Raw genomic sequence first — 23,022 nt, 5'->3', positions numbered from 1 at the left:
AGATTCCAATTGTTGAAGTAATTCATTCCGATAACACGATTACTGAAAATATCGTTACGGCGGATAAGAATGAGATTCCAATTGTTGAAGTAATTCATTCCGATAACACGATTACTGAAAATATCGTTACGGCGGATAAGAATGAGATTTCAATTGTTGAAGTAATTCATTCCGATAACACTGTTACTGAAAATATCGTTACGGCGGATAAGAATGAGATTTCAATTGTTGAAGTAATTCATTCCGAGCGCACGATTACCGATCCGATCGTTACCGTTGATAAAATTGCGATTCCTACTGTTGAAGTAACTGATTCCGATCGCACGATTACTGAGAATATTGTTACTGCTGATGCGATTCCTACTGTTGAAGTAACTCATTCCGATAACACGATTACGGAAAATATCGTTACTGCTGACAAAGTTGCGATTCCAAATGTTGAAGTAATTCATTCCGATAACACTGTTACTGAAAATATCGTTACGGCGGATAAGAATGAAATTCCAATTGTTGAAGTAACTCATTCCGATAACACGATTACTGAGCCGATCGTTACCGCTGATGCGATTCCAACTATAGAAGTAACTCATTCAGATACGATCGCTCAAACTAACACCGACGTTAACAAAGCATCTAACAGTGAATTAAATATTACCGCAATTCCGAATAGCGAGGAGAAAGAAACAACAATAACATCCTCAAATGTTACCGATAATATCGCGAGTCCCACAGTCGAGCGAACGATCGCATCAACTCCTGTAATCGAACATTCGACAGTTACACCAGATGCAAATGTAACCGATCCGGTGCTGTATACGACACCGCACGTTGATGCGATCGCGAAATCAGTAATACCTGGTGCGTTCACCGTTGATTCTAATGGGAAAGTCAGCGTTGATTACTTATATGATGGCGGTTACTATCAGGGAGATTTAGCGATTTTCAGCCTCAAGGGAATGGAACATTTGCAACCAGGATCTGAGGCGTTTATTCAAGAAGCAGCACATCGCGCACTTAGCAACTCAGAATTAGGTCATGTGGTGATTTTCGATGCACTTGAAGGTGCAAGATTTGACGGAAAATTGGGCGAACAAAGTTGGAATGCTGGTACTTACCAAGGTGCTAAAACTGTCAGCATGACTCCAGGAGATGAGTTTGCTGTCATGCTAGTTCCTCATGGAAAAGTGCAGGAAGTTTTTGATAATCCCAAGATTGGTGGTGCGAAGAGTCCCTTATTTTCAATTTCCACCAGCAATGAGAAATTTGCTCAAATGGTAGATGTGACTGGAAAGGGTCATACTTTCGCGTTTGAGGATTTGCGAGTTGATGGAAAATCAGACAGAGATTATAACGATATTATTTTCCAGGTGAAGGGTGCTAATACCACAGTACAGCATTTTGAGGATGCGATCGCACCCGGTAAAGATTGGCGCAACACTGTTTTGGGTAAGGAATTGCTTGCTTTTGCTGCTAATGCGGATATCAAACTGGAAATCGCACATCCTGTTAGCGATATTACTCTAACTCCGACTCAACCTACTAATACAGTTGACCTCTCGCAAGTATTTTCTCACCCAAATCCAGATAAATTGCACTATGAAATTATTGCTGGGAATAGCGCATCCCTGCAAGTGCAACTGGATGGAAATCAACTGCATTTGACAGGTTTACCGAAAACTGGTGTAACAGATGTTGCGATTCGTGCGTTTGATGATGCGGGTAATGTTGTCACTCATTCTTTTGCGGTGACAACTAGCACTTTGAGTCAAGAATCTACGCAAGCGGCGAATGCAGCTTTGAGTCAATTAACTGATGCTTTGGCGCAAAATTCTCAAGATTTAGCAGACGGATTGGATAGCGAGGCGGGAGAAATTGCACTATCGCAATTAGAATTGTTAATTCAACAAGATCCCGATGTTTTGCGATTGCTGAATAAACCTGAAACTCTCTCGCAGTTGGGGATTAGCAATGCTGGCGTAAATACGTTGAAACAACTTTTATCGAGTAAAGAAATTGCGGAAGAATTCGGATTACCTGTAACTTTGGGAGAAGCTTTAAGCAATCCCGATAAAACGCTGTTGGATAGCTATTTGATTAATGCTGATGAAGCGGTAGATTTGCTTTCCAGCAATGCGAAGCAACCGAAAGTAGGATTCCTAGATTTCAGCGGCGAACATACTCAGCGAGTGACTGAAAGTTTTGCTTCTATTAACCCGTTGGCAAAATTTAATACTTTGCCAGTTAGTAATGGAAATTGGGCGGAACAATTAGTTAAGTTTGTCGATAAAGTGCATCTGTCTGGCGAGAATCATGGGATAGTAAATCTCAGCTTTGACTTGTCGCAAATTGATGATATTGGACTGACGACGCGGTATGAATTGACACCAGCAGAACAGAATGCGATCGCATACGCACGCGAACACAATATCCTATTAGTTGTTGCGGCTGGAAATACCGGGGATAAAATGTCTGCTTTGGGTGCAGCAGCCGAACAATTTGATAATATTATTACCGTTGGTGCTGTCAATCAATTAGAGGAACGCGCCGACTATTCTGCGATGGGTAATGGGTTGTCAATTGTTGCACCTGGGGGGGAATGGGATGACGATCCAAATGCGTTTGTCGGTACTTCTAGGGCGACTCCTTATGTAACAGCAGCAGCATCTTTAATTTGGGCAGCTAATTCGGGATTGAGTTATCAACAAGTTAAGGAGTTATTGTTAGCAACCGCAGCAGATTTAAATACTCCAGGTTGGGATGCTCAAACGGGTGCGGGATTGCTGGATGTGAAAGAAGCTGTGCGTCGCGCTCAATTAATTGAGCCACAGAAACCCGGTTTTTCTGAGAAACCGGGTTTCTGGGAACCCTTCAGCGGTGAAGGAAGGGCGAAAACTTTAGAACGTGCGGCTTCTGATGGTACTGAGAAGGCAATTAAATCTTTAGAAAATACCCAAGAAAGTCTGCTGGAAGAATGGCAAGTTTTAGCTGATTTGGGGAATCCAGATCTTACTTTATCTGACTTACAAACCCAAGTTGGGGATAAAATTGCTGAAGCTTTCAAGAAATATCAAGAAGTCAGCACCCAAGCGGGAATTACCACAGCCCAAGCGCAACAATGGGTAGAAGCTTTAGCTTTAGCAACGCAACATTATCAAATCGAAGAAACGCGATTGCAAGCACTGGAAACCCGGAAAAAAGAACTAGAAGCACAGTTAGCACAATTCGGTGAACAAAAAACGGCTTTAGAGAAAGAAACTCAAACTCTGTTAGACAGTATTAAAGAACAAATTACCCTAGCAGAATCAGATTTAGCTAAAGCGAAAGAGAAACTCACTAATCCCTTTGGAGATGCAGATGATAATTTGCAATTCAATCCCGATGCGGTGCGACAAGCGGCGCTTCAGCAACAACAAATGGCGCAACAATTCCAACAACAGGCGCTAGGTTTTGATGTAGAAAGACAACGATACCAAAATGCTGCGGCTGGAATTAATGCTCAACGTTGGCAAGTTGTAGGAAGTCAAAGAGGAACTTCTGGAAGAACAACACAAACTTGGGGTTGGGCTATCGATCCGAATCAGCAAAAACGCAAAGATACGTATAATTGGCAAGCGGGAATATCGGCACAAAACAGCCAATCGATGACGCAATTATCCCAGCAAGCGCAACAACAAAGTAACCTGTTAAATCAATACGCTGACTTCTTAGAAGGGCGGCAAAATAATTTAGATTTGGGTGCAGGTAGTGTTGAAGATGGTACTAAAGTTCTGCAATTGTTACAAGAACAAGCAGCAGAACAGCAAAAAATTGCCAATCAATATTTCCAACAAGCTGCTGTTGCAGAACAACGCCGCCAAGCAAATCAAGATACTGCTAATTGGCATAATTCCTTAACTAATCGCTGGGAACAAGTTGGTACTCGCCGCTCTGGAAAACGTACCGAACCTGTTTATGGTACGGTACACTATCCCGAACATATTGCACCTGCGAATCAAGCTCAATATTTGGCAAATGTTGCTGCTGGAGAACGAAATAATTACCAACAGTTAGCACAACAAGCACAACAACAGGCAACTGCTCTACAACAACAAGTAGAAAAATTACAAACTCGTCTCAGAGATTGGCCTGTTTTGAAACAGGGGATTGATTATGAAATTGATGCTGATGCACTGCGTTTACAAGCTGAAAAAGATTTATTAGCTTTACATACACCCGTACAGCAGCAGAAGTTAGAAACGCTGAATTTGCAGATTTCTCAAGCTCAAGAGGAATTGCAAAAGCTAGAAAATCAGAAAATTCCGACGCAACAACAGGCGACTGATTTAACAGAAAATCGGTTGAAGGAAACGCAGACAGAAGTAGAAGCAATTCAAACACAACGCGCTAAGGCACAGAAGGATTTACAGAATTTCTTAGAGACGGCGGGTTTCTTATTGCCTTATCGGGAACGGTTGACGTCTGTGCAAAAATCCATTCAACAATTGTCAGATGAAAAGCTGGATGTGCAGTTAAAAATGCAGCAGTTGTCTAGTCAATTGACGAAAACACCTAGCGATAGTTTGCGCCAACAACTGAATTATTGGAATGACCATTTGGCAACGATTAATCAGGAGTTAGATTGGGCGAAGTTACAGCAAGATCAGTTGGCGCAAGCGATCGCAGATTCTCCTGAAAGATTGGCAATTTCTGGCTTAATTAAGGAATTGGAAACCGCACCTGCTTCTATTAATCCCACATCCAAAATCGAAAAGCTGAAATTGATGGAGGGAAGTGGTGCGAATTTCTTAGAAGGTTTTGATAATTTGGCTCAACGTCTTGCTGATGCTAAAGCTGAAGAAAATCAGACTCAGAATGATTTAGATAAGCTGAATCGGGAATATCGGGAGTTGGGTTTGCAGAAAGCCAATTTGGAAGATAATCTGATTCCGGGGAAACAAAAAGAGATTGCGGCGAAAGAGAAGCAAATTGCGGGGACGGAAAGTGCGATCGCGCAAACTCAAGCATCTTTAAATTCACTGCAAAATCAGCTAACACAAACACAAGATTCTTTAGCACAAAAGTCGGGAGAAATTCAGCAACAAGAGGGGGTAATCGCTGCTACTCAATCTCAGGTTACTAATCTGCAAAATCAGATTTCTGCTAATACTTCTGATATTCAGCAACAGCAGTCTGTCGTGCAAGGTTATCAGAATCAAATTAATCAAGCGAATAATAATGTTAACTCCTTAGAACAGCAACTGCAACAGCATCAAGCTAATGCTAATTACTGGAATAGTCAGGTTAATACTTGGGGAGTTGTAGGATGGCAAGACCAAGGTTATTGGGGTGGAAAAAGAGGGAGACAGTGGATATCTAATTGGCAACCAGTTTACGGTTGGGTTTATAACCCACAAGCTGAAGCTAACCGAAATGCTGAACAAGCAGCAGCTAATAATTCAGCTTGGCAACGAGATTTAGCGAATCAACAAGCGCAACAACTATCTGCTACTTTACAGCCTAAAATTGCCGCAACTCAGCAACAAATTGCTACTTTACAACAACAACAGCAGTCTTTAAATCAGCAGCAACAGGCATTAAATTCGCAACTGGCTAACCAACAAACTCAACTCCAACAACTGCAACAAGAATTGCAAGCAATTACCCAGCAAGTTAACAATCTGCAATCTCAAATCAACCAAACTCAGAACCAATTAAACGGGTTAAATACTCAGCTTGGCAATCAACAACAGCAGCGAGAGGGTTTAATTGCAGAACTGGCACAACTGAATCAACAAAAATCCGATCTTGAACAAAAGCTAATTGAGAAATATCGCGAGATTGAACTCACTGATAAATACTTTGACCAAGTTAATGCAGAAGTTGAACGCTTACAAAGCCGCTTAGATTTGCTCAACAAAGCTGGGGTTTTAGAGCAGAAATATCAGCAAAATTGGCAGTCTTGGCAACAAACAACTCAGGAACAAGCGATCGCAACTCAAGCGTTATTAGATGTTCGTAAAGCTGGACAACCAGACCGCGATCGCTTGCTATCCTTACAACAACAATTGAAGGATACTCAGGGCAATTTGGATCGGGCGAAATCTATCCAAAAATCGATTACTGATACCCAACAAGCCCTCGAATTTACTAAGCTACAACTAGGGAATCAAAACTTACTCCTGCAAAGCTTAATTGACAACGACGATTCACTAGCTGCATTGGAGCGATATTATCTCAATGATGCGGCCACACATCAACAAAGGATATGGCAATGGAATGGCAGTTCCTACGCTTATAATGCTGCTGAAGCTGATGCTTATCGTGCTAGTTTGCAGCAAGGTTCCTTTGTTGCAGATATGCGTAATCGCTTATGGAAACAGCGACAAGATACTCTGGCAAAGATTAATGAACTTAATCAAAAGATATCCCAGCAAACATCTGATATTGCTAAGAAGCAATCTGAGTTAGCAGGTTTGGGACAAACGATTCCTCAAATAGAGTCGCAAATCATCACAATCCAAGGTGAAATTACCACCGTCAACAAACGCTTAGAACCGCTACAAGTTCAGGAAAATAAACAGACTCAAATTATCCAAACGGCAACGACTCAGGCGCAAAATTTAGCGGCTGAACTATCTCAAACTACTCAGTTACATTCGACAGCTTTGCGTCAGTTGATTGGGTTTGGGATTCTCGCTTCTGAGTCCGATGTCGATTTCTTTGCAACACAAGTGGAGCCGCAAGTCAATACCCATTTGGAACAATTAAAAACTGTGGGGAATGACTTAGGAAATCAAATCAATAGTCAAAATCAACAGATTGCTAATTGGCAGCAAGAATTAGCTAATACTCAAGATGATGTGAGCAAGCAAGTGCTGACAAATTTGATTGAGAAAGCTAAGACACAATTAGGCAATTTGGAAACTTTGAAAGCATCGAATCAGAGTAATGCTAATGAGTTAAAAGAATTGCTGAAACAGGCAACAGAGGCGTTGACTCCTTTGCGTCAAAAGCAAGAGTTGGAAATTCGTCAAAAACTTGAGAGTAATGATGGACGAATTGAAGCTTTACAGTCTCAATTGAATTCGGAAAATGCGGCAGATGCGGCGATTAAATCTGGGACGGTGTTAGATCATGTGCAATTGGCAGACCAAATTAACCAAGATTTGCGTTTGGGTGTCACCAATTGGACGGAACAATTGTTAGCTGGGAATCAGCAGACAAAGGCACTGGTTACACAACAACAGGATTTATCGAAGTCGGTTGATGAATTGATTACTTATATCAACGATCAATTGGCAGAACCCGATGGGAATTATAATCGCATTCACGCTGATTTAGAAGATGGGATTACGACTCTTGGTGTAGTTGAAAATCGTGCTGATGAATTGGATACTGCTTTCACTTCTACTGAGGATGCGATCGCACGGATTAAGTTACGGATTGAGCAAGATGCTAAATTGTGGGAAGAAATTGCACCGATCGCGATTCGTTATGGTGTTGAATCTCAGGAATTGAAAGACTATCTCAAAACACCAGGAGATGAGAAAACTCGCCGTGCAGCTTTCCTTGCTAAATATCCTGATAATGGTACGGCAATTGACTTGTTAAAAGGAGAAACTTTAGAAGGGAAAAATCCCACTCAGGAAATTTCTAACCTACTAAATAATCCCTACGCTGATGTTTTACTTAATGCCGAAGCAGTAGAAGGACGCAACCCAAATCAAGCGCTATTTGATAAAGCAAAATCAGAACAGGCATCCCATGAAGCTCAAGGTTATGCCGCTTTAGCTCAAGCAGCTTGGTATGAACAACAAGCGGCTTATAATTGGAATGTCAGTCGTAAAAATGGCCCCTATTGGTACGAAGAAAGATGTGCTGGTAAACGCCGCCATAGACAGTGTTGGATGGAACAGCACGTTGACTATAACTGGATTGCCTGGCAAGACTATTCTCAAATATTCCCTCAGTTACGGGCCCAAGGATATGCTCATTTAGTTGAAGCTGACAAATGGCGCAAGGAAAAAGAACGTATTGAACCGCTAAAAAATCAATGGATTGCTGCTAACGATGCGGCAAATCAAGCTGAACCTCCTATTGACGAAGCGCGTAATTTCTATGCTGAATTAGAAGCTGCACGACAATCAATTCCAGGGGATAAAGTTCAACTTGCCAGTTTAGAAAACCTCCTTCCTATCATTCAGCAACAGTTAGAACAAGCTGAAGCTGAAGCCGCCGCGCAAAATGCTAAAGTGCGGCAAGAATGGCAAGAATATGATACTGATTCTGAGGAGTATCGCGCGGCTATTGCTGACATTTTGCAACGTCGTGGCGAACTAAATACCAAAGCGATTGAAACTCAGCAACAATTAGCGGATGCTGAACAGAATGTTGAACGTCAAATGGTGGGATTGAGTACGGAATTAGAAAGCACTAAAGTGCTGAATACGAGCCTAGAACAGCAACGGCGATCGCTGCAAAATCAGATTATTAATTTGCAGAATCAAGGTGTGACTGGGGGAGCTTTGGATGATTTGAATACTAATTTAGTTCAAGTCGATCGCTCCTTACAATTGCTGAATAATAAGGCTGCGATATTAACAGCAGAGCAAACGGCTCTCACCCAAAAACGCACGATGTTGACGGCACAAAATGAGGTGATTCTGGCAGAACAACGGCTGTTAGATGCCTACATTCAAGACCCCGATGCTGATTACAGCAATTTGCAACAACAATTAAATGATGCCCGTGCTGCTTTGGCCGAAGCGCAACGATTGGCAGAACAAGCGGAAGCTGCAAGTCAGGCACTTACGGCTCCTTTGCAACAATTAAAAACGGATTTGTTAGCGCAAAATGATGAACATTTGAAGGCGGCTAAGGAACATCAACAGATTCTTAAAGCGTTGGTGGAGGCTACGCAATCGAATGCTAATTACACTTTGCAAGCTGCACAAAAACAGCAAGAAGTCAATAATCTTGAGTTCCAAATTATTCAGCGTTTGCAGCAAGCAACGGCTGCGGGTAATCAAGAAGCTAAGGCTTTATTGAATGTTGCCCAACGTAATGATATGGCGACGGCGGCGGAGATGTACTACCGAGATTATAGCGATTTAGCAAGCGATCGCGGTGGTTGTGCGGGTGGTGCAGGTAATGCCCAAGACCAAATGCTGGCCAACCAATATTACGGCGAAATGCTGAATAATCGGGAGTTACAACGTCGCGCCCAAGCTCAAGCTGATGCTTTCCGTCAAGCGAAGGAAACGGCAGAAGCGCAGATGAAAACTTTGCAATCGCAACAAGAAATTGCTGCTCAATTGTTAAGTGATTTGAATGCTAAGGTTGCGGAAACTCAGGCTGAACGCGAGAAGAAAACGCAGGAATTAGCGATCGCCCAAGCTAGTTTGGATGGGATTACCCGGATTCGCGAACAAACGGAGCAAACTTTTATCCAGTTAGTTACACTGGAAAAACTCAATTTGGCACAGGCGCAATTAGAGCAAGAAATTGCCCAAAATCGTCAGGCTAATATTGATGAAGCGGTGAAAGAGCGACAAGAGCGCGATCGCTTGGAATTAGATCGTCAACGGAAGGAAACGACGGCGAAAATTGAGCAACTGAAACAACTGCAAGCTGAGGATAATTTGCGACAAAATTTGAATCAGGCGCGGGGACAGTTGGGGTTAGCAACGTTAGATCCAACGGAAGATCCGATGCAGTTGCAAACTCAACTCGCGGGACTGCTTACTTCGCTGAAAGATTTGGAAACTCAGCAACCGGATTTACCTGATGATGTGAAGGCGTTATTAGCAGAAGCGCGGGGCGATATTCACGAAGCTTTGCAAGGGAAAGAAGCGACTACAATTCAGGATAATCTGCTCAAGGCGATGGGCGGTTTGATTGGGCAAATTGACCAGTATAAGACTGAGATTAATCGCATTGATTTAGAGGAACAGTGGGATAATCAGCTATTACAAACGGCTCAATCAGATTTGCAAGGTGCGTCTCAACAATTCTTGGAAGAGTTGCAGAAATCTGAACAATTGTCGGGTGAGAAACAGATTATCGATCCGTTGTATCAGGAGGCTTTGATTAAGATTGCTTATGCTGAACAAGCGGTTGAGATGTCTAACGATTTGGCCGAGCAAGGGAAGAAAATGCTCGATGAGATTATTAAGCAGCGGGTTGCGGAACGGAAAGCTCGGAAAAAGGCTTTTTGGAATAAGATTTTAGGCATTGTCTCAACTGTTTTTTCGCTCCTTGGTGCAGTTCTGACTTTTGTACCAGGTGCTAATTTAATAGGTCTGGCTTTGGGTGCGATCGGTGGCGCGATAAATGTTGTGCAAGCTGCGATAAATGGCGACTGGATGGGAGCTATTTTTAGTGCAGTAATGGCTGGGGCGAATTTTGTCGGCGGTGCGATCGGTAATGCCCTCAAAGCAGGTCAGTCAATGGTTATGGGCATGACTCAAGCCGTCGCTCAAAAAGTTTTCAGCACTATAAAAGCCTTCCAGTCTTTAGCTTCAGGTGCTTTCAATGGGGTGCGAAATCTCTTGTCGGGTGACAAGATTATGGGTTTCCTGCAAATTATGGGTGGACTTGCTGGTGCGGCTACCAGTGGTATTTCTGGCTTCGTTCAAGGTGGATTAAGTGGCCTGAGTGACATTGGAAAATTTGGCTACAAAGTATTAGAGTCCCTATCCAAAGCTCCTACTTTAATTTATGGTGGGATTAAAGCAATTCAATCAGGAGATTGGGTTGGCGGCATTGGCAACATCATTAAAGGCGTTGTCTCGTTAGGGAAAACTTGGACGAATGATTTTAATGATGGTGTTGAATCTCCAGGGGAGAAAATTGCCAACATTTTAGAAAACGTTAGTTCTGTTGGGATTGGTGTTAGCAAGTTTATCACTGGTGGTTTAGAGGGAGTGTTAGAAGGGTTAGGGGATATTTTGGATGGATTGGGTGATGATATTCAGAAGTGGGTTGATAATTTAGTTGCTGGTGGTGAATGTGATTGTCCGTGTCAGTGTCCTGAAGAAGAGCTTGCTGATTCAGCAGAGATAATCGTTGATGAAATTATTGAGCTAGATTCATCTCCTGCTGAAGTAGCAGAAAGGCTTGAAGGGCTTGATCCTGCGTTACAAGCTGAGGTAATAGATTATCTTCCAATAGAGGATCAAATAAGTGTCATAGGTAAATTTTCACCTGAACAGCAGGCTGAATTAGTACCTAACCTTTCACAAGAAACAAAGAAAGAATTAGCTTATCGTTACTTGGAAAAATATCAAGAACTAAAGCAAGAGTTTGAGAATACCAAACTTCCCAATATTTCGACTGTTTCAGCAGCAATTGACGGAGTAACTTATCCGAGTTCGAGTGAATCTCACCCTTTAACTCAGAGAGAAGCATTTTGGCTCATTGTACAAAAGTCATTACCATACTTGCCAGGTGAGATTGGGCAAAGATTGACAGACCCTGCATTCCTTGCTGCTATGACTACTGCTGCTAAAGATGGAGCGTTGTTTGCTGGAGGCATAGCTTTAGCACAATGTATTCCAATAGTAAATGGAGTTGTAGATGTTGCTCTAGCGGTGAGTGCACCTTTTGGACTTGCTTATATGGCATACAATCTCGAACAGAATAAAATAACTACACTTATTGAAGCCTCCAAAGCTATTCAACACGCTTGGTGGGCTGCCGATCAACTTGCCAAAGATAGCTCTGAGGGTAATATATCTTCGAGCGAAATAGAATCGAATATTAACTCAGCAGGAAAGATACTAGCAAATGAAGGGGCAAATTCTTTAGAACCTACCATTCATGCTTACGGTATAACCATTGCTGGGCTTGTTAGTGGGGCTGTTGTATATGGAGGTGTTAATACTGGTGTTAATCTCCTTAAGAACAGTCCAAAGGCATTAGAAATCCCTGAATTATATGTTCAGGTTCCAATACCAAAATCTCCATCACGAGGTTATAGCGGAGGATTAACTTCTCAAGAACTACTGCTTTCAAATAAACTTTTTGATTGGACAGTTGGTACCCCAGCGAAGAATCTTATAAACAATGGAACAAAGTTTTCTGGTAAAAAATTACCGACTAATGGACCTCCGAACGGAGTTCTCTATAAAGCTAATGGGAACCAAATAACCAACTATGCTGTTTATAACAAAAATGGGCTCATAATTAAGCGTGTAGACTTAGTAGGCAGGGATCATAATGGTGTATCACCACCGCATGTTGTAGGATATAAATACAATATAAGTGAAAACAATAGATCTCCCATGAGTGGTAAACTTTTCTCCTCCGAGGAGAAACTAGCTATAAAAGCTCGACCAGAGGAGATACCATAAAACCCATGTCCATAAAACACTTATCTCTGAATATAGAACAGCTAAGAGAATTTCAGGAGTGGAAAACCGCAAATGGCGCTCATTTTTCTTTAAGAGACTATCTTTTTGGAGGATCTAACTAATGTTGAAGTAGCTATAGCTTTTACAATTTTCCAAATCGTAAATTTAAAGTAAAATTCAACCCTGAAAACTAGGACATTGTTGTATTTTTTTACCAAATTAAAAATAAGGAATAGAACAAGATTATTCTCCAACTTACCCAAAGCGCGATCGCGCTCTATTTAACCTCAAAAAAGGAGTCTTGTTTTATGACGATCGCATATTGGCTATTCCCCGCCAAAAAGAACGGGCGATCGGCCTTTCCCAAAACCACGCGATCGCCCCCTCTGTTTCTGTAAGTTAAACGGAGTGCGATCGGCCTTTTTCTGTAAGTTAAACGGAGTGCGATCGCCTATTTAATTTATTACTTCCGCAGCACTGAAGTGATAATTACCGTAATAGTCGCACTAGCAATTAAAGTGAAAGCAAGTTGCACCACCCACTGAGTTGCTTGCTGGTAATTAGAAAAGCGATCGTTAAACTTCTCAGAATCCCTCGATAGCTTATCCACATCTGTCGATAGATTATCTACATCTGTCGATAGCTTATTCACATCTGTCGATAGATTGTCCAACTTTTCAATTACATCTAGCAAGGTTGGTTCGTTTTTGGATGTAGTGGTCATTTATGTTTTTTTAACTGGATAATTCTATTGTACTATATTGCTGGAGCGATCGCCCCCTCTCTTTCTGTAAGTTAAACGGAGTGCGATCGCGTGGATGACATCAGGGCGATCGAATGGTCACAAAACTTAGGCGATCGCCCCCTCTCTTTCTGTAAGTTAAACAGAGTGCGATTGCCCGTTAGTAATTCAAAATTTAAGCCATTGCAAATTCAGTAAATTTCCTAACATAAGGCGCTCGAAATCCTAAGACAATATCCGTTTTCGGTACGCCTAATTCCACCAACTGCACCGCCAATCCTTCTTCCGTAAAATCTCGCTGAATCCAAATCTTTTCATCTTTGATATCGATATGAATCGGACATCCATACATTCGTTCTTCATCACGCCATCCCACATATAACAACAAATAGCGATCGCGCTCTGTATCAAAAACAATTTCAGTGGTTTCTACATCTTCCTCTGACTGCTCGCTGGCGTGTTGATGTATGATTTTCTGAACTAACTCACGATAATTTAATCTTTCCATAAAGTTATCTCCTGTTTCTGTACATGAAAAACCAACACCTTTATTTGATATCGTTCCAACACCGCTTGAACAAACAAGTCTGTAAAAAAATCTTGATAAATATCTTTTGGTACAGCCAAATACAGCACTCGTTCTGATTCCATTTTCTCCAATGCTACCCGATAGTTAAGAAACTGACCAACAGCCGTATGGAATTCCGACAACGCTGATAAGCCAACAAAACTTTTTACCTCCACTGCTATCTTTTGAGTACCCCTTTCAGCCGAGAGCAACTTTTCCGCTCCCAAATCTATCTGAATTTTCACTTGCAGAGTTACTTTTAAAAACAGAGGATCGCGGGTAATTGTCCATCCATCTTTCTCCAAAGCTGAACGTACCGTGTTGTGAAAGATATCTTTGGCTGACATGATTAAAAATGGATTTTTACTAGATACAAAAAGTATCTATTCTTAGAATTATAACTTAGTAAGTAACCTTCGACAAGTTAAAAGCGTAGCCTTTCGATCAAATTATAGCTCAAAGCTAGGACAATATTGAAATCATACCCAAAATATATATCGGCCAATGCTTCGCCCTGCCCCCGCGTTAAGGTTGGAAAAACTGTTTGGCGATCGCAAGTTTTGGTCTGAGTTTTGCTCTGATCGCGGGGGCTAGGGCGAAGCATTCCCCAAGTTCAATTGTGGGTTATATCATAGATGGATTGTATAATTGTTAATAAAGATTAGTCAACCCCACTGAACTCGATCGCCTTATGTCTGCCAAGGATGTTTATCACAATACAGTCAAGGTAGCCCTGCAAAAAGAGGGTTGGCTGATTACCCATGACCCACTGGTGCTAGAATTGTCTTCCGGTCGGCTGGAAATTGATTTAGGTGCAGAGCAGTTGATTGCTGCCCAGAAAGACAACATCCAGATTGCTGTTGAAATCAAAAGTTTTTTATCTCCTTCTACAACATCAGAATTTCATCATGCTTTAGGACAGTTTCTGAACTATCGAGTTGCATTAAAAGTCAAAGATCCAAATCGAGTTCTTTTTTTAGCAGTCCCAGTCAAAGTGTATCGTAACTTTTTCTTTGGAGAATTAGCACAGTTGAGTATTTCTGAATACCATGTTAAGGTACTCGTTTTCGATCCCGAACAAGAGGTAATTGTACAATGGAACAACTAGAACAATATCGCCAATTGGTTCAGCAGGTACTTGCAGAACACAATAAGTATAAGCCTTCCTATGGAGACATAGAGCAATTTACGATCGCCGATACCCAAAACGATCATTATCAGTTGGCAACAATTGGCTGGGAGGGCGATCGCCGCGTATTTAGTTGCTTGATTCATATTGATATCAAGGGCGATAAAATTTGGATTCAGCATGACGGCACGGAGGTAGGGGTTGCCAATCAACTGATTCAGTTAGGAATACCCAAACAATCAATTATCCTTGGTTTTCACGATCCAAATGCTCGAAAATTCACAGAATTTGCCCTTAATTAACAACAGAAATTACCATGAATTCCTCAGCTATTACTATCATCAACTCTGAGCTTGATTTCCTAGCCTTGCACTCACCTCCGGCATGGTTTCAAGGTCAAACTATCACCTACACCTACGACAGCATGAACCGTCGGGATGCTCGTACCGATGAAAATGGCACAACCCAATACCTCTACGGCAACCCCAACCATCACAGCAAATACTTAAGAATTGGTCAAGAGAATGCGATCGCACACCGCCCGCCTACTTCTCTCCTTTCCCTCACTTCCCGCCAGCCGATCGCAGTTTACATTTTGTAACTTTAGTGAGTAGCGGCCAAATTAGGTTTTTCCCAGGTAATACTAAGCTTTTGAGGCACTTGACAGGAATATTGCCTTATCACTTGACATTAAGACTTAAGTGAGATAATGTAGTTTACAAGCTCAAATTGAATCAACAGGGAAAATAAAGCAGTGAAGATGTGCGATCGCATTTCCAAATATCCCTATTTGTCTTAACAAGCTCAAAAAATCTTCTCCTGAAATGTTTCTTATGTTTTCAATAGTAATGGTTTGTTCGACGTTCATTCAATTCTCCTTTTCCTTCCAAACGTGGGGAAATTACGGGTTAATTAACTTCGCTCATTACCCCTAGCTCAACTCTTGACGTTTCGCAATTCTCTGACGCACTGTTTGACGAATTTCTGACCAATCGCGATCGCGCTAGCGTGCCGGAGGCATATCGCTCATCGGCGTTGCAGTTCCAGAATCCAAACCTGATGTATTTCACTCCCATTATGGCAGATTTTGCCATTTTCTGCCAAATGCAGTGGCAAGCGATCGATAAAAAGTGAGTTCGCGCCAGCGATGCGTAGCATTATTATCGCCTACCTGAAATTAATCGAAATACGATTCACATCATTAAACCTCATCTTTCCAAAGGAAAAAACACTATGAAAGCTTCATTTTTCTCCAAATCTCCAACCATGCCATACACCCATCGCCTCGCCACCCCAGAAGATGCCAAAGCGATCGCACCCCTCATGTCCGCCTTCTCACAAGAAAGAGAATCCGCCGACCCTTCCATGATTCTCAAACCCAAATATGATTTTGAGCAATATGTCGCCTATCAATTAACCAAACCTCTCTCCTTCTGTTGGGTATTAGAAGATAACAATAAATCCATCGTCGGCTTTTTCTTCGCCTACACCTACGACGAAAACCCACCAGCAACTTTACCGGAAGAATTGCGCCAACACCAAGAACGAGAAAATCCCTTTCAACCGCGCCGGGTTGGTTCTGTTTTGGGACTTTACGTGCAACCGAAACACCGACATCCAGAAGCAATTAAACAATTAATTGAAGCAGGTATTCAAAAAGCAGAATCTCTGCAAGTTACCGATATCGACGTGCTAATTTCTGCCGAACAAACCGGGATTCAATCCTTACTAGAACGCCTCGGTTTCCAGAAAGCAGCAGTGCAATATACCCGCCATTACGATATCGCCAAAGATGCGGAATTACCCAGCTTGCATCCCCCCCATCCAGAATTACCGGAAGTCACCCCACCCGCACCCAGCGCCATTCCTTTGCGTGACCCCCACACCAACGAACTCGTCCGCAAACCTAATGGCGAACCAATATTTTTAATGCCTTTACGGGATGAAAAAGGCGAATTAATTCTCACCGCCGACAATTTGCCAATTTACCCCACACCATTGCGCGATCCGAAGGAAAATAATTGGGTATTCGATGCTAGCGGCGAATTAGTAGTTTGTCCCGTATTGCGGGATGAAAGCGATCGAATTATGGAACACCAAGGCATTGTGCAGTTCCATCCACCAGCTTATGAATTAGTGGAAGGAGGACTTCGCCTGAAGCGAGATGCTGAGGGAAACTGCGTTTTCTGCCAAGTGGAACGGGGTAAGGACGGGAAAATTGTGCGATCGCCCGATGGGATGCCAGTATTCAAACAACCGCTTTTGGTGTAAAATACCAGATAATCCCTCCTTTCTTAATCCCATCTGAGTGATAGCGTTCAACTGACCAACAACTTTCTTTTGAACCCCAGGGTCATATCATGTGGCAAAAAACATTCATAGGCATAGCCGGAGCAGCAGTTCTCATCCTACAAGCAGCCAATAGCGCTAAAGCTGCTACCTTTGGCGGTGTAGAATTTCCAGACGGAGCAATTTCTTTTACCGATAAAGTAGTATCTTATAACCCTGTTATTAAGCATGGGAGTCCCATAGAAATTGCTAGAAATACCTCAAACGCTTTAGGAATACCAGATTGCGAATTCCTTTCTTTATCTTGCAATGTATCTTTGGGAGTTGGAGGTAGTTTAACTTTACAGTTCACCAATAATATCTTAACTGGAAGTGGCAACAATACCCCAGATTTATGGATTTTTGAAACAGGTTTCGATGTAGAAAACACATTTGTCGAAATCAGTAAAGACGGCTTGGGATGGCACAGTTTGGGTAAGGCTTCTGGAAGCACTAGCGGTATCGATATAGATGCCTTTGGGTGGGGACGACAAGATTTATTTTCCTACGTCCGTTTGACCGACGATCCTAACCAAGGAAACGAAACCACTTGGCTGGGAAAATTTGACCAGTTTCTAGGGGCAGATATAGATGCTGTGGGCGCTATTTCAAGGGCGCTTCCCGAACCTCCATCGGTTCCCCAACCTCGATCGGTTCCCGAACCATCTTTTGTAATAGGATTGTTAGGATTGGCTGCTTTGGGAGCGAGTCGGCGATCGCACCACCAACAAAAATTAGCCCACTCTAAGTTGGTGCAGGTAAATAAACTCAGATCTTGAACCAAGACACTGACAGGCAAGATGCCGCTCCACAATATATTAATTTACTGTTGTCGGATGGGCATCCTGCCTGTCCCCCACAAATTTAATCGGGGAAACTCAACATGAAACAGGGTGTCAGCCAAATTAAAATTTCGATCGCATTAACCATTTGCTGTTTGGCTACAACTAACCCGACTGTGGCGCAAGTTATCCCAGATGCGACTCTCCCGACAAATTCGATCGTCACGCCTCAAAACAACACCAATTTAATTGAAGGAGGAACTTCTTCGGGAAGCAATTTATTCCATAGTTTTGCAGAATTTTCCATTCAGACTGACACCCAGGTTCGCTTCAATAATTCCCTTCAAATTCAGAATATTTTCAGCCGAGTCACAGGTAATTCTGTTTCCAATATCGATGGTTTAATAGAAGCCAACGGTACTGCCAATTTATTTTTAATTAATCCTAACGGGATTATTTTCGGCCCTAATGCTCGGTTGAACATCGGCGGATCTTTTCTAGCAAGTACGGCGAATAGCATCAAATTTGCAGATGGGACTTCTTTCAGCGCCACAGCAGGGCAAACAACTCCTCTGCTAACAGTCAGCGTACCAGTTGGTTTGCAATTTGGAGAAACACCACAAAGAATAGTTGCCAACAAGCCAGTTGGGAGTGGAAATATCACTATTCCGCCCAGCAATATCGATCGCAACCAGTATAAAGACTTCCCGACAGTTCCCCCACAATTAATCGTTGATGAAGCGCTGACTCGAATTGGAAACTTAGTCGGAAAACTGCTGATTTCTCGCAGCGGTTTAGTGGTGAAATCCGGTCAAACTTTAGCTTTAGTGGGAGGAGATATAGCTCTGGAAGGCGGTATTCTGGGAGCAAGGGAAGATGCCAGCACGCCGGGAGGACGAATCGAACTCGGTAGCGTTGCAGGTGGGAGTAGCGTCAGCATTACGCCAACGGCGAAAGGTTTTGCGCTGGGCTATGAGGGTGCAACCGGATTTGGTAATATCAATTTGTCTCGAGGAGCTTTCGTCGATGTTAGTGGTTCTGGGAGTGGTGAGATGCAAGTGCGAGGCGATCGCGTTACGCTTACCGATACTAGCGCTATTTTCGCCGCTACTTTGGGAAATAGCGACGGGGGAGAATTTTCTATCCGTGCGGGAGAGTTAACCGTCACCGGAAACTCGGTTTTGGGTGCAGTCACCATCGCACAGGGGAGAAGCGCCGACATCAGCATCAATGCGACAAACCTGACAGTACAAAAAGGTTTCATCGGTTCTCTTGCAGGTCCCCTCTTGGGAGGAAACTCGACGGGGGATGCGGGTAATCTCACTATTGAAGTCACCGATTCCATCAACCTGCGAGATAGCTTATTCGATCAGTTGCCCAGCGGTATTTTTGCTGCCACGGGAAATCAGGGCAAAGGTGGCAACATAACCATCTCTACCGGGCGCTTGCTGGCGCGGGATGGAGGGCAAATCGCAGTCACTACGGGGGGTACGGGAAAAGCGGGAACGATACGAGTCAGCGCCAGGGGATCAATACAGCTAATTGGAGATTCACCGGATAACCTGCTTCGCAGTGGCATCATCGTGTCGAGTTTTGGCGATGGCGATGCTGGGGATTTAATTGTCGAAACCGGAGAATTGACCGTGCAAGGTGGTGCTGCCATTTCAGGTGCAACTCGCATAGGTGCAGGTGGAAACGTGACGGTGAAAGTATCGGGGACGGCAGAAGTAGCGGGTACCACAACCGTGCCTTTGATTCCGGGTGCCAGACTGTTTTCCAGCGATATCTCTGCCAATACCTTGGGGAGTGGCAAAGCTGGGAATGTTTTCGTGCAAGCGGAACGTTTAATCGTGCGGGACGGTGCGGGAGTCACGGCAGCAACTCTCGGCGCGGCGGGAAGGGGACCTGCTGGTAATCTTACAGTTGATGCTGGTTCGATTCGGTTGGATGGGGGAACGATTAGTGCCGAAACAAAAGAAGGTAACTTTGGGAATATTAACTTGCGATCGGGCGATTTGCAAATGCGTAACCAAAGTCAAATCACCACCAACGCTACCGGAACTGGCGGAAATATTACTATTAATACTGATGTGTTAGCTGCTTTGGAAAATAGCGATATCACTGCCAATTCTACTGATAGCCGAGGCGGACAAGTGAGAATTAGCACTCAAGGAATTTTTGGCGCTACCGTTCGCAGAGAAATTACACCAAATAGCGATATCAGCGCAAGTTCCCGACTCGGGCCTCAATTTGATGGCGTTGTAGATATTGAAATTCCAGAAATCGATCGCACTCAAGGATTGCAGAAAGTACCCCAAACTCCCGAAAATGCACGCATCGCCACAGGTTGTCAAGCAACTGGCGCACAACAGTCAAGTTTTACCAACATCGGCATGGGTGGATTGCCACCAAACCCCACTGGGCCACTTAGCAGTTATGCTATTTGGACTGGTTTGCGATCGCCCTCAGCAGCTAGCCCAAATAACAACGAACCCCTGACAATCGATCGCGAACAGCTCGGAGATGGCAAAATTATAGAAGCTCAAGGCTGGGTGCGAGGTGCGAATGGTGAGATTATCCTGACGGCCCAAGCACCCAGAGTTACACCTTACGCTGCTTCACCTACGTCCTCTCGCTGCTATGCCCCATAAACATCGGCTGAAATTCACTAGGCGATCGCTTCGATTAATCCTTTTAACTGCTACATCGCTGCTTTTAACCTTAAGCTTCGGACAGATGTTGTCTGCAACGCCTTTGCCTATCAAACAAGTCCAAACTCAATTAATTGCACCTAATTCAAACTTATTACAAACTGCCGAAAATCTCAACGATCGAGGGCGTCGGGAATTTGAACAAGGGGATGTAGAAGCTGCCTTAAATAGCTGGAAACAAGCCGAATTAGCCTACCGACAAGCACCCAACCATAATGAAAATGAGATTATGGGTATCCAGATCAACCAAGCACAAGCCATGCAAGCTTTAGGGCAATATTTGCAAGCCGAAAAATTATTAACCAAAATCAACCAAAATCTCAAAACAAAACCAGATTCAGAAATAAAGTTTTTGGCATTGTTTAGTCTTGGCAATGTTTGGCGAGTGACTGGTAAGTTACGAGATTCCGAGGATGTATTGAAAGAATGTTTGAATCTGGCTCAAGCGTTACAGTCTATTCAGAATGTTAGTGACGTTCAGCTTAGTTTGGGGAACACTGCTTTAGCTCAAGCCAAACGCGCCCAAGCTGTCAAGGATGAAAATAAAGAGAAAGCGGAAATTCAAAAAGCTTTAAGTTTTTATAAAACAGTAGTAAATAGTAATGCTTCGCCAACCACAAAGTTAAAAGCGCAATTGAATTTGCTATATTTATTAGGAGAACAAAAGCGATGGCCAGAGGCTGAAAATTTATGGCCTCAAATTAAAGATAATGTCAATCAGTTGCCTGACAGTCCTTTTGCGATCGAGGCACGTATTAACTTAGTTAGCAGTCTTCTCAAAATTCGAGAAAATTCATCGCAGACACTCCCCGATCAAAAAGAAATTTACCAAATTTTACAGACAGCTTTGCAACAAGCAAAAAGGTTGAGAAATGGCCATTGGGAATCTTATGCTCTCGGTAGCTTGGGAAGTTTCTACGAGGCGAATGAGCAATATTCAGAGGCGCTGGAAGTTACCGAAAAAGCTTTAATTTTAGCGCAATCAAAACAAGCTTGGGATATTGTTTATCAGTGGCAATGGCAGTTAGGACGATTATATAATGTTTTGGGAGATAGAAAAAGTGCGATCGCATTTTACGAAACAGCAGTCAACTCCCTTCAATTTTTACGCCAAAACTTAGCAGCGATCGATCTAGAAGGTCAGTTTTCGTTTCGCGATGATGTCGAACCAGTTTATCGCGAATTAGTAGATTTGCTCTTGCAACCAGAAGGTGCAGAAAATGAACCCAGTCAAGAAAATTTAAAGAAAGCTCGTAAAGTAATAGAGTCTCTCCAATTAGCAGAAATAGAAAACTTTTTTCGGGAAGCTTGTTTGCAAGCAAAACCGGAGCAAATCGACGATATTATAGATAAATCAGACCCGACAGCAGCAGTTATTTATCCGATTATTTTACGAGATAGACTGGAAGTTATCCTTAAATTGCCTAATAAACCTTTGCGCCATAACGTAACTCGCATACGGGAAAGCGAAGTAGAAGAAACAGTCAAGCAGTTGCGAAAATATTTGAAAGAACCCGACCGAACTAAAAAAGTTAAGGAATTGTCCGAGCGGGTATATGACTGGTTGATCGCACCTTTTGAAACCGATTTAGAAATTAAAATAGAACCAGAAAAAAGCCTGATAAAAACTTTGGTATTCGTGTTGGATGGTGAGTTGCGGAATATCCCGATGTCAGCTTTGTACGACAGTGAAAAATATTTGATTGAAAGGTACGCGATCGCTCTTACTTCCGGTTTACAATTGTTAGACCCTAAACCTATACCCCAAGGACAAATAGATGCGTTAATTGCTGGAGCAACTAACGCTCCAAGCTTTGAAAAAGAAGGTTTTGGTTCTCTACCTAACGTTAGGGAAGAATTAGATGAAGTTGCCAAACAACTACGCAGCAGTCGAGAGCTTACCAATGAAAAGTTTCTCAAAACCAACTTTCAAAATCAGTTGGAATTGGCTACATTTTCTATAGTTCACTTAGCAACTCACGGCAAATTCAGTTCCGATCCCGATCGCACTTTTATTCTCGCTTGGGATGGACGCCTGAATATCAAAGAATTGGATAATTTGCTGCGTTTGAGCGATCGCAACGGTTCTAATACCATTGAATTACTCGTCCTGAGTGCTTGTCAAACCGCTTTAGGTGACAAAAGAGCAGCTTTGGGACTGGCGGGAGTAGCTGCGCGAGCAGGCGCACGCAGTACGGTAGCAACCTTGTGGCAGGTGTACGATCGTTCTACTGCTAAATTAATGATAGAATTCTACAAAAATTTATTTAGAAATTCAAATAAGTTATCCAAAGCAGAAGCATTGCGACAAGCTCAATTAAGTCTGTTAACTAATCCTTCCTACAAAGCTCCCTATTACTGGTCAGCTTTTATTCTGTTGGGTAACTGGTTTTGACGCTTCCCAAAATTTGTTCTTGTGCGATTTCTTCC

At 42.8% G+C, this 23,022-nt stretch carries 13 protein-coding genes; 8 read left to right on the top strand and 5 right to left on the bottom strand.

Annotation, left to right across the window (positions count from 1 at the left end):
* The coding region (locus tag LAY41_RS16950) for a S8 family serine peptidase (RefSeq protein WP_249100283.1) at window positions 1-12,332 on the top strand (12,332 nt) is incomplete at its 5' end.
* 463 nt (window positions 12,333-12,795) lie between these two features.
* Here LAY41_RS16950 and LAY41_RS16945 read toward each other — a convergent pair.
* The 3 genes from LAY41_RS16945 to LAY41_RS16935 form a co-directional block, all read right to left on the bottom strand.
* Window positions 12,796-13,056, bottom strand: a complete 261-nt coding sequence (locus LAY41_RS16945; RefSeq protein WP_249100279.1) for a ssr2422 family thylakoid membrane protein — start codon at window positions 13,054-13,056, stop codon at window positions 12,796-12,798.
* Between the two features lie 193 nt (window positions 13,057-13,249).
* Window positions 13,250-13,582 carry a XisI protein gene (locus LAY41_RS16940; RefSeq protein WP_249100277.1) on the bottom strand — a complete coding sequence of 111 codons (333 nt, stop codon included), beginning with the start codon at window positions 13,580-13,582 and terminating at the stop codon, window positions 13,250-13,252.
* Complete coding sequence (locus LAY41_RS16935) at window positions 13,570-13,989, bottom strand: XisH family protein (RefSeq protein WP_249100275.1); 420 nt, start codon at window positions 13,987-13,989, stop codon at window positions 13,570-13,572. The genes LAY41_RS16940 and LAY41_RS16935 overlap by 13 nt, the downstream gene beginning before the upstream one ends.
* A 344-nt stretch (window positions 13,990-14,333) precedes the next feature.
* Here LAY41_RS16935 and LAY41_RS16930 point away from each other — a divergent pair, with 344 nt between their 5' ends.
* The 3 genes from LAY41_RS16930 to LAY41_RS16920 are packed head-to-tail and all read left to right on the top strand — an operon-like array spanning window position 14,334 to window position 15,372.
* Entirely contained in the window at window positions 14,334-14,750 is a 417-nt protein-coding gene (locus LAY41_RS16930; RefSeq protein WP_249100272.1) for an element excision factor XisH family protein, read from the top strand.
* Window positions 14,738-15,073, top strand: coding sequence for a XisI protein (locus LAY41_RS16925; RefSeq protein WP_249100270.1), 336 nt, complete (start codon window positions 14,738-14,740; stop codon window positions 15,071-15,073). Before LAY41_RS16930 ends, LAY41_RS16925 begins: the two co-directional genes overlap by 13 nt.
* Before the next feature lie 14 nt (window positions 15,074-15,087).
* The gene (locus tag LAY41_RS16920; RefSeq protein ID WP_249100266.1) at window positions 15,088-15,372 is read left to right on the top strand and encodes a hypothetical protein; all 285 of its coding nucleotides are present in this window, start codon (window positions 15,088-15,090) and stop codon (window positions 15,370-15,372) included.
* A 123-nt stretch (window positions 15,373-15,495) separates the two neighbouring features.
* Here LAY41_RS16920 and LAY41_RS16915 read toward each other — a convergent pair whose 3' ends face one another.
* Together LAY41_RS16915 and LAY41_RS32310 are read right to left on the bottom strand one after the other, a co-directional pair.
* Entirely contained in the window at window positions 15,496-15,639 is a 144-nt protein-coding gene (locus tag LAY41_RS16915) for a hypothetical protein (RefSeq protein WP_249100264.1), read from the bottom strand.
* A gap of 158 nt (window positions 15,640-15,797) precedes the next feature.
* Entirely contained in the window at window positions 15,798-15,929 is a 132-nt protein-coding gene (locus tag LAY41_RS32310) for a hypothetical protein (protein ID WP_275974197.1), read from the bottom strand.
* A gap of 75 nt (window positions 15,930-16,004) precedes the next feature.
* On the opposite strand from LAY41_RS32310, the gene LAY41_RS16910 reads away from it, so the two are divergent.
* The 4 genes from LAY41_RS16910 (at window position 16,005) to LAY41_RS16895 (ending at window position 22,987) form a co-directional block, all read left to right on the top strand.
* A complete protein-coding gene (locus LAY41_RS16910; protein WP_249100261.1) occupies window positions 16,005-17,042 on the top strand; it encodes a GNAT family N-acetyltransferase in 1,038 nt (345 codons plus the stop codon).
* Between the two features lie 89 nt (window positions 17,043-17,131).
* Entirely contained in the window at window positions 17,132-17,878 is a 747-nt protein-coding gene (locus LAY41_RS16905) for a PEP-CTERM sorting domain-containing protein (RefSeq protein ID WP_249100258.1), read from the top strand.
* Window positions 17,879-17,982: 104 nt separating this feature from the next.
* Window positions 17,983-20,532 carry a two-partner secretion domain-containing protein gene (locus LAY41_RS16900; RefSeq protein ID WP_249100255.1) on the top strand — a complete coding sequence of 850 codons (2,550 nt, stop codon included), beginning with the start codon at window positions 17,983-17,985 and terminating at the stop codon, window positions 20,530-20,532.
* Window positions 20,522-22,987 (top strand): CHAT domain-containing protein, encoded by a 2,466-nt coding sequence (locus tag LAY41_RS16895; protein ID WP_249100252.1) that lies wholly within the window; start codon window positions 20,522-20,524, stop codon window positions 22,985-22,987. The genes LAY41_RS16900 and LAY41_RS16895 overlap by 11 nt, the downstream gene beginning before the upstream one ends.
* Window positions 22,988-23,022 lie beyond the last annotated feature (35 nt).

Source organism: Argonema galeatum A003/A1, from assembly GCF_023333595.1.
Taxonomy (GTDB): Bacteria; Cyanobacteriota; Cyanobacteriia; order Cyanobacteriales; family Aerosakkonemataceae; genus Argonema; species Argonema galeatum.
Note: the sequence above shows the minus strand (reverse complement) of the source record. Positions and strands in the feature narration are given on the sequence as shown.

What these genes read in the sequence shown, in the direction of transcription:
- LAY41_RS16905 (WP_249100258.1), top strand. Translation starts at nt 17,132, where the DNA reads ATGTGGCAAAAAACATTCATAGGCATAGCCGGAGCAGCAGTTCTCATC.
- LAY41_RS16895 (WP_249100252.1), top strand. Translation starts at nt 20,522, where the DNA reads ATGCCCCATAAACATCGGCTGAAATTCACTAGGCGATCGCTTCGATTA.
- LAY41_RS16945 (WP_249100279.1), bottom strand. Translation starts at nt 13,056, where the DNA reads ATGACCACTACATCCAAAAACGAACCAACCTTGCTAGATGTAATTGAA.
- LAY41_RS16920 (WP_249100266.1), top strand. Translation starts at nt 15,088, where the DNA reads ATGAATTCCTCAGCTATTACTATCATCAACTCTGAGCTTGATTTCCTA.
- LAY41_RS16940 (WP_249100277.1), bottom strand. Translation starts at nt 13,582, where the DNA reads ATGGAAAGATTAAATTATCGTGAGTTAGTTCAGAAAATCATACATCAA.
- LAY41_RS16935 (WP_249100275.1), bottom strand. Translation starts at nt 13,989, where the DNA reads ATGTCAGCCAAAGATATCTTTCACAACACGGTACGTTCAGCTTTGGAG.
- LAY41_RS16930 (WP_249100272.1), top strand. Translation starts at nt 14,334, where the DNA reads ATGTCTGCCAAGGATGTTTATCACAATACAGTCAAGGTAGCCCTGCAA.
- LAY41_RS16925 (WP_249100270.1), top strand. Translation starts at nt 14,738, where the DNA reads ATGGAACAACTAGAACAATATCGCCAATTGGTTCAGCAGGTACTTGCA.
- LAY41_RS16915 (WP_249100264.1), bottom strand. Translation starts at nt 15,639, where the DNA reads ATGAACGTCGAACAAACCATTACTATTGAAAACATAAGAAACATTTCA.
- LAY41_RS32310 (WP_275974197.1), bottom strand. Translation starts at nt 15,929, where the DNA reads ATGCTACGCATCGCTGGCGCGAACTCACTTTTTATCGATCGCTTGCCA.
- LAY41_RS16910 (WP_249100261.1), top strand. Translation starts at nt 16,005, where the DNA reads ATGAAAGCTTCATTTTTCTCCAAATCTCCAACCATGCCATACACCCAT.
- LAY41_RS16900 (WP_249100255.1), top strand. Translation starts at nt 17,983, where the DNA reads ATGAAACAGGGTGTCAGCCAAATTAAAATTTCGATCGCATTAACCATT.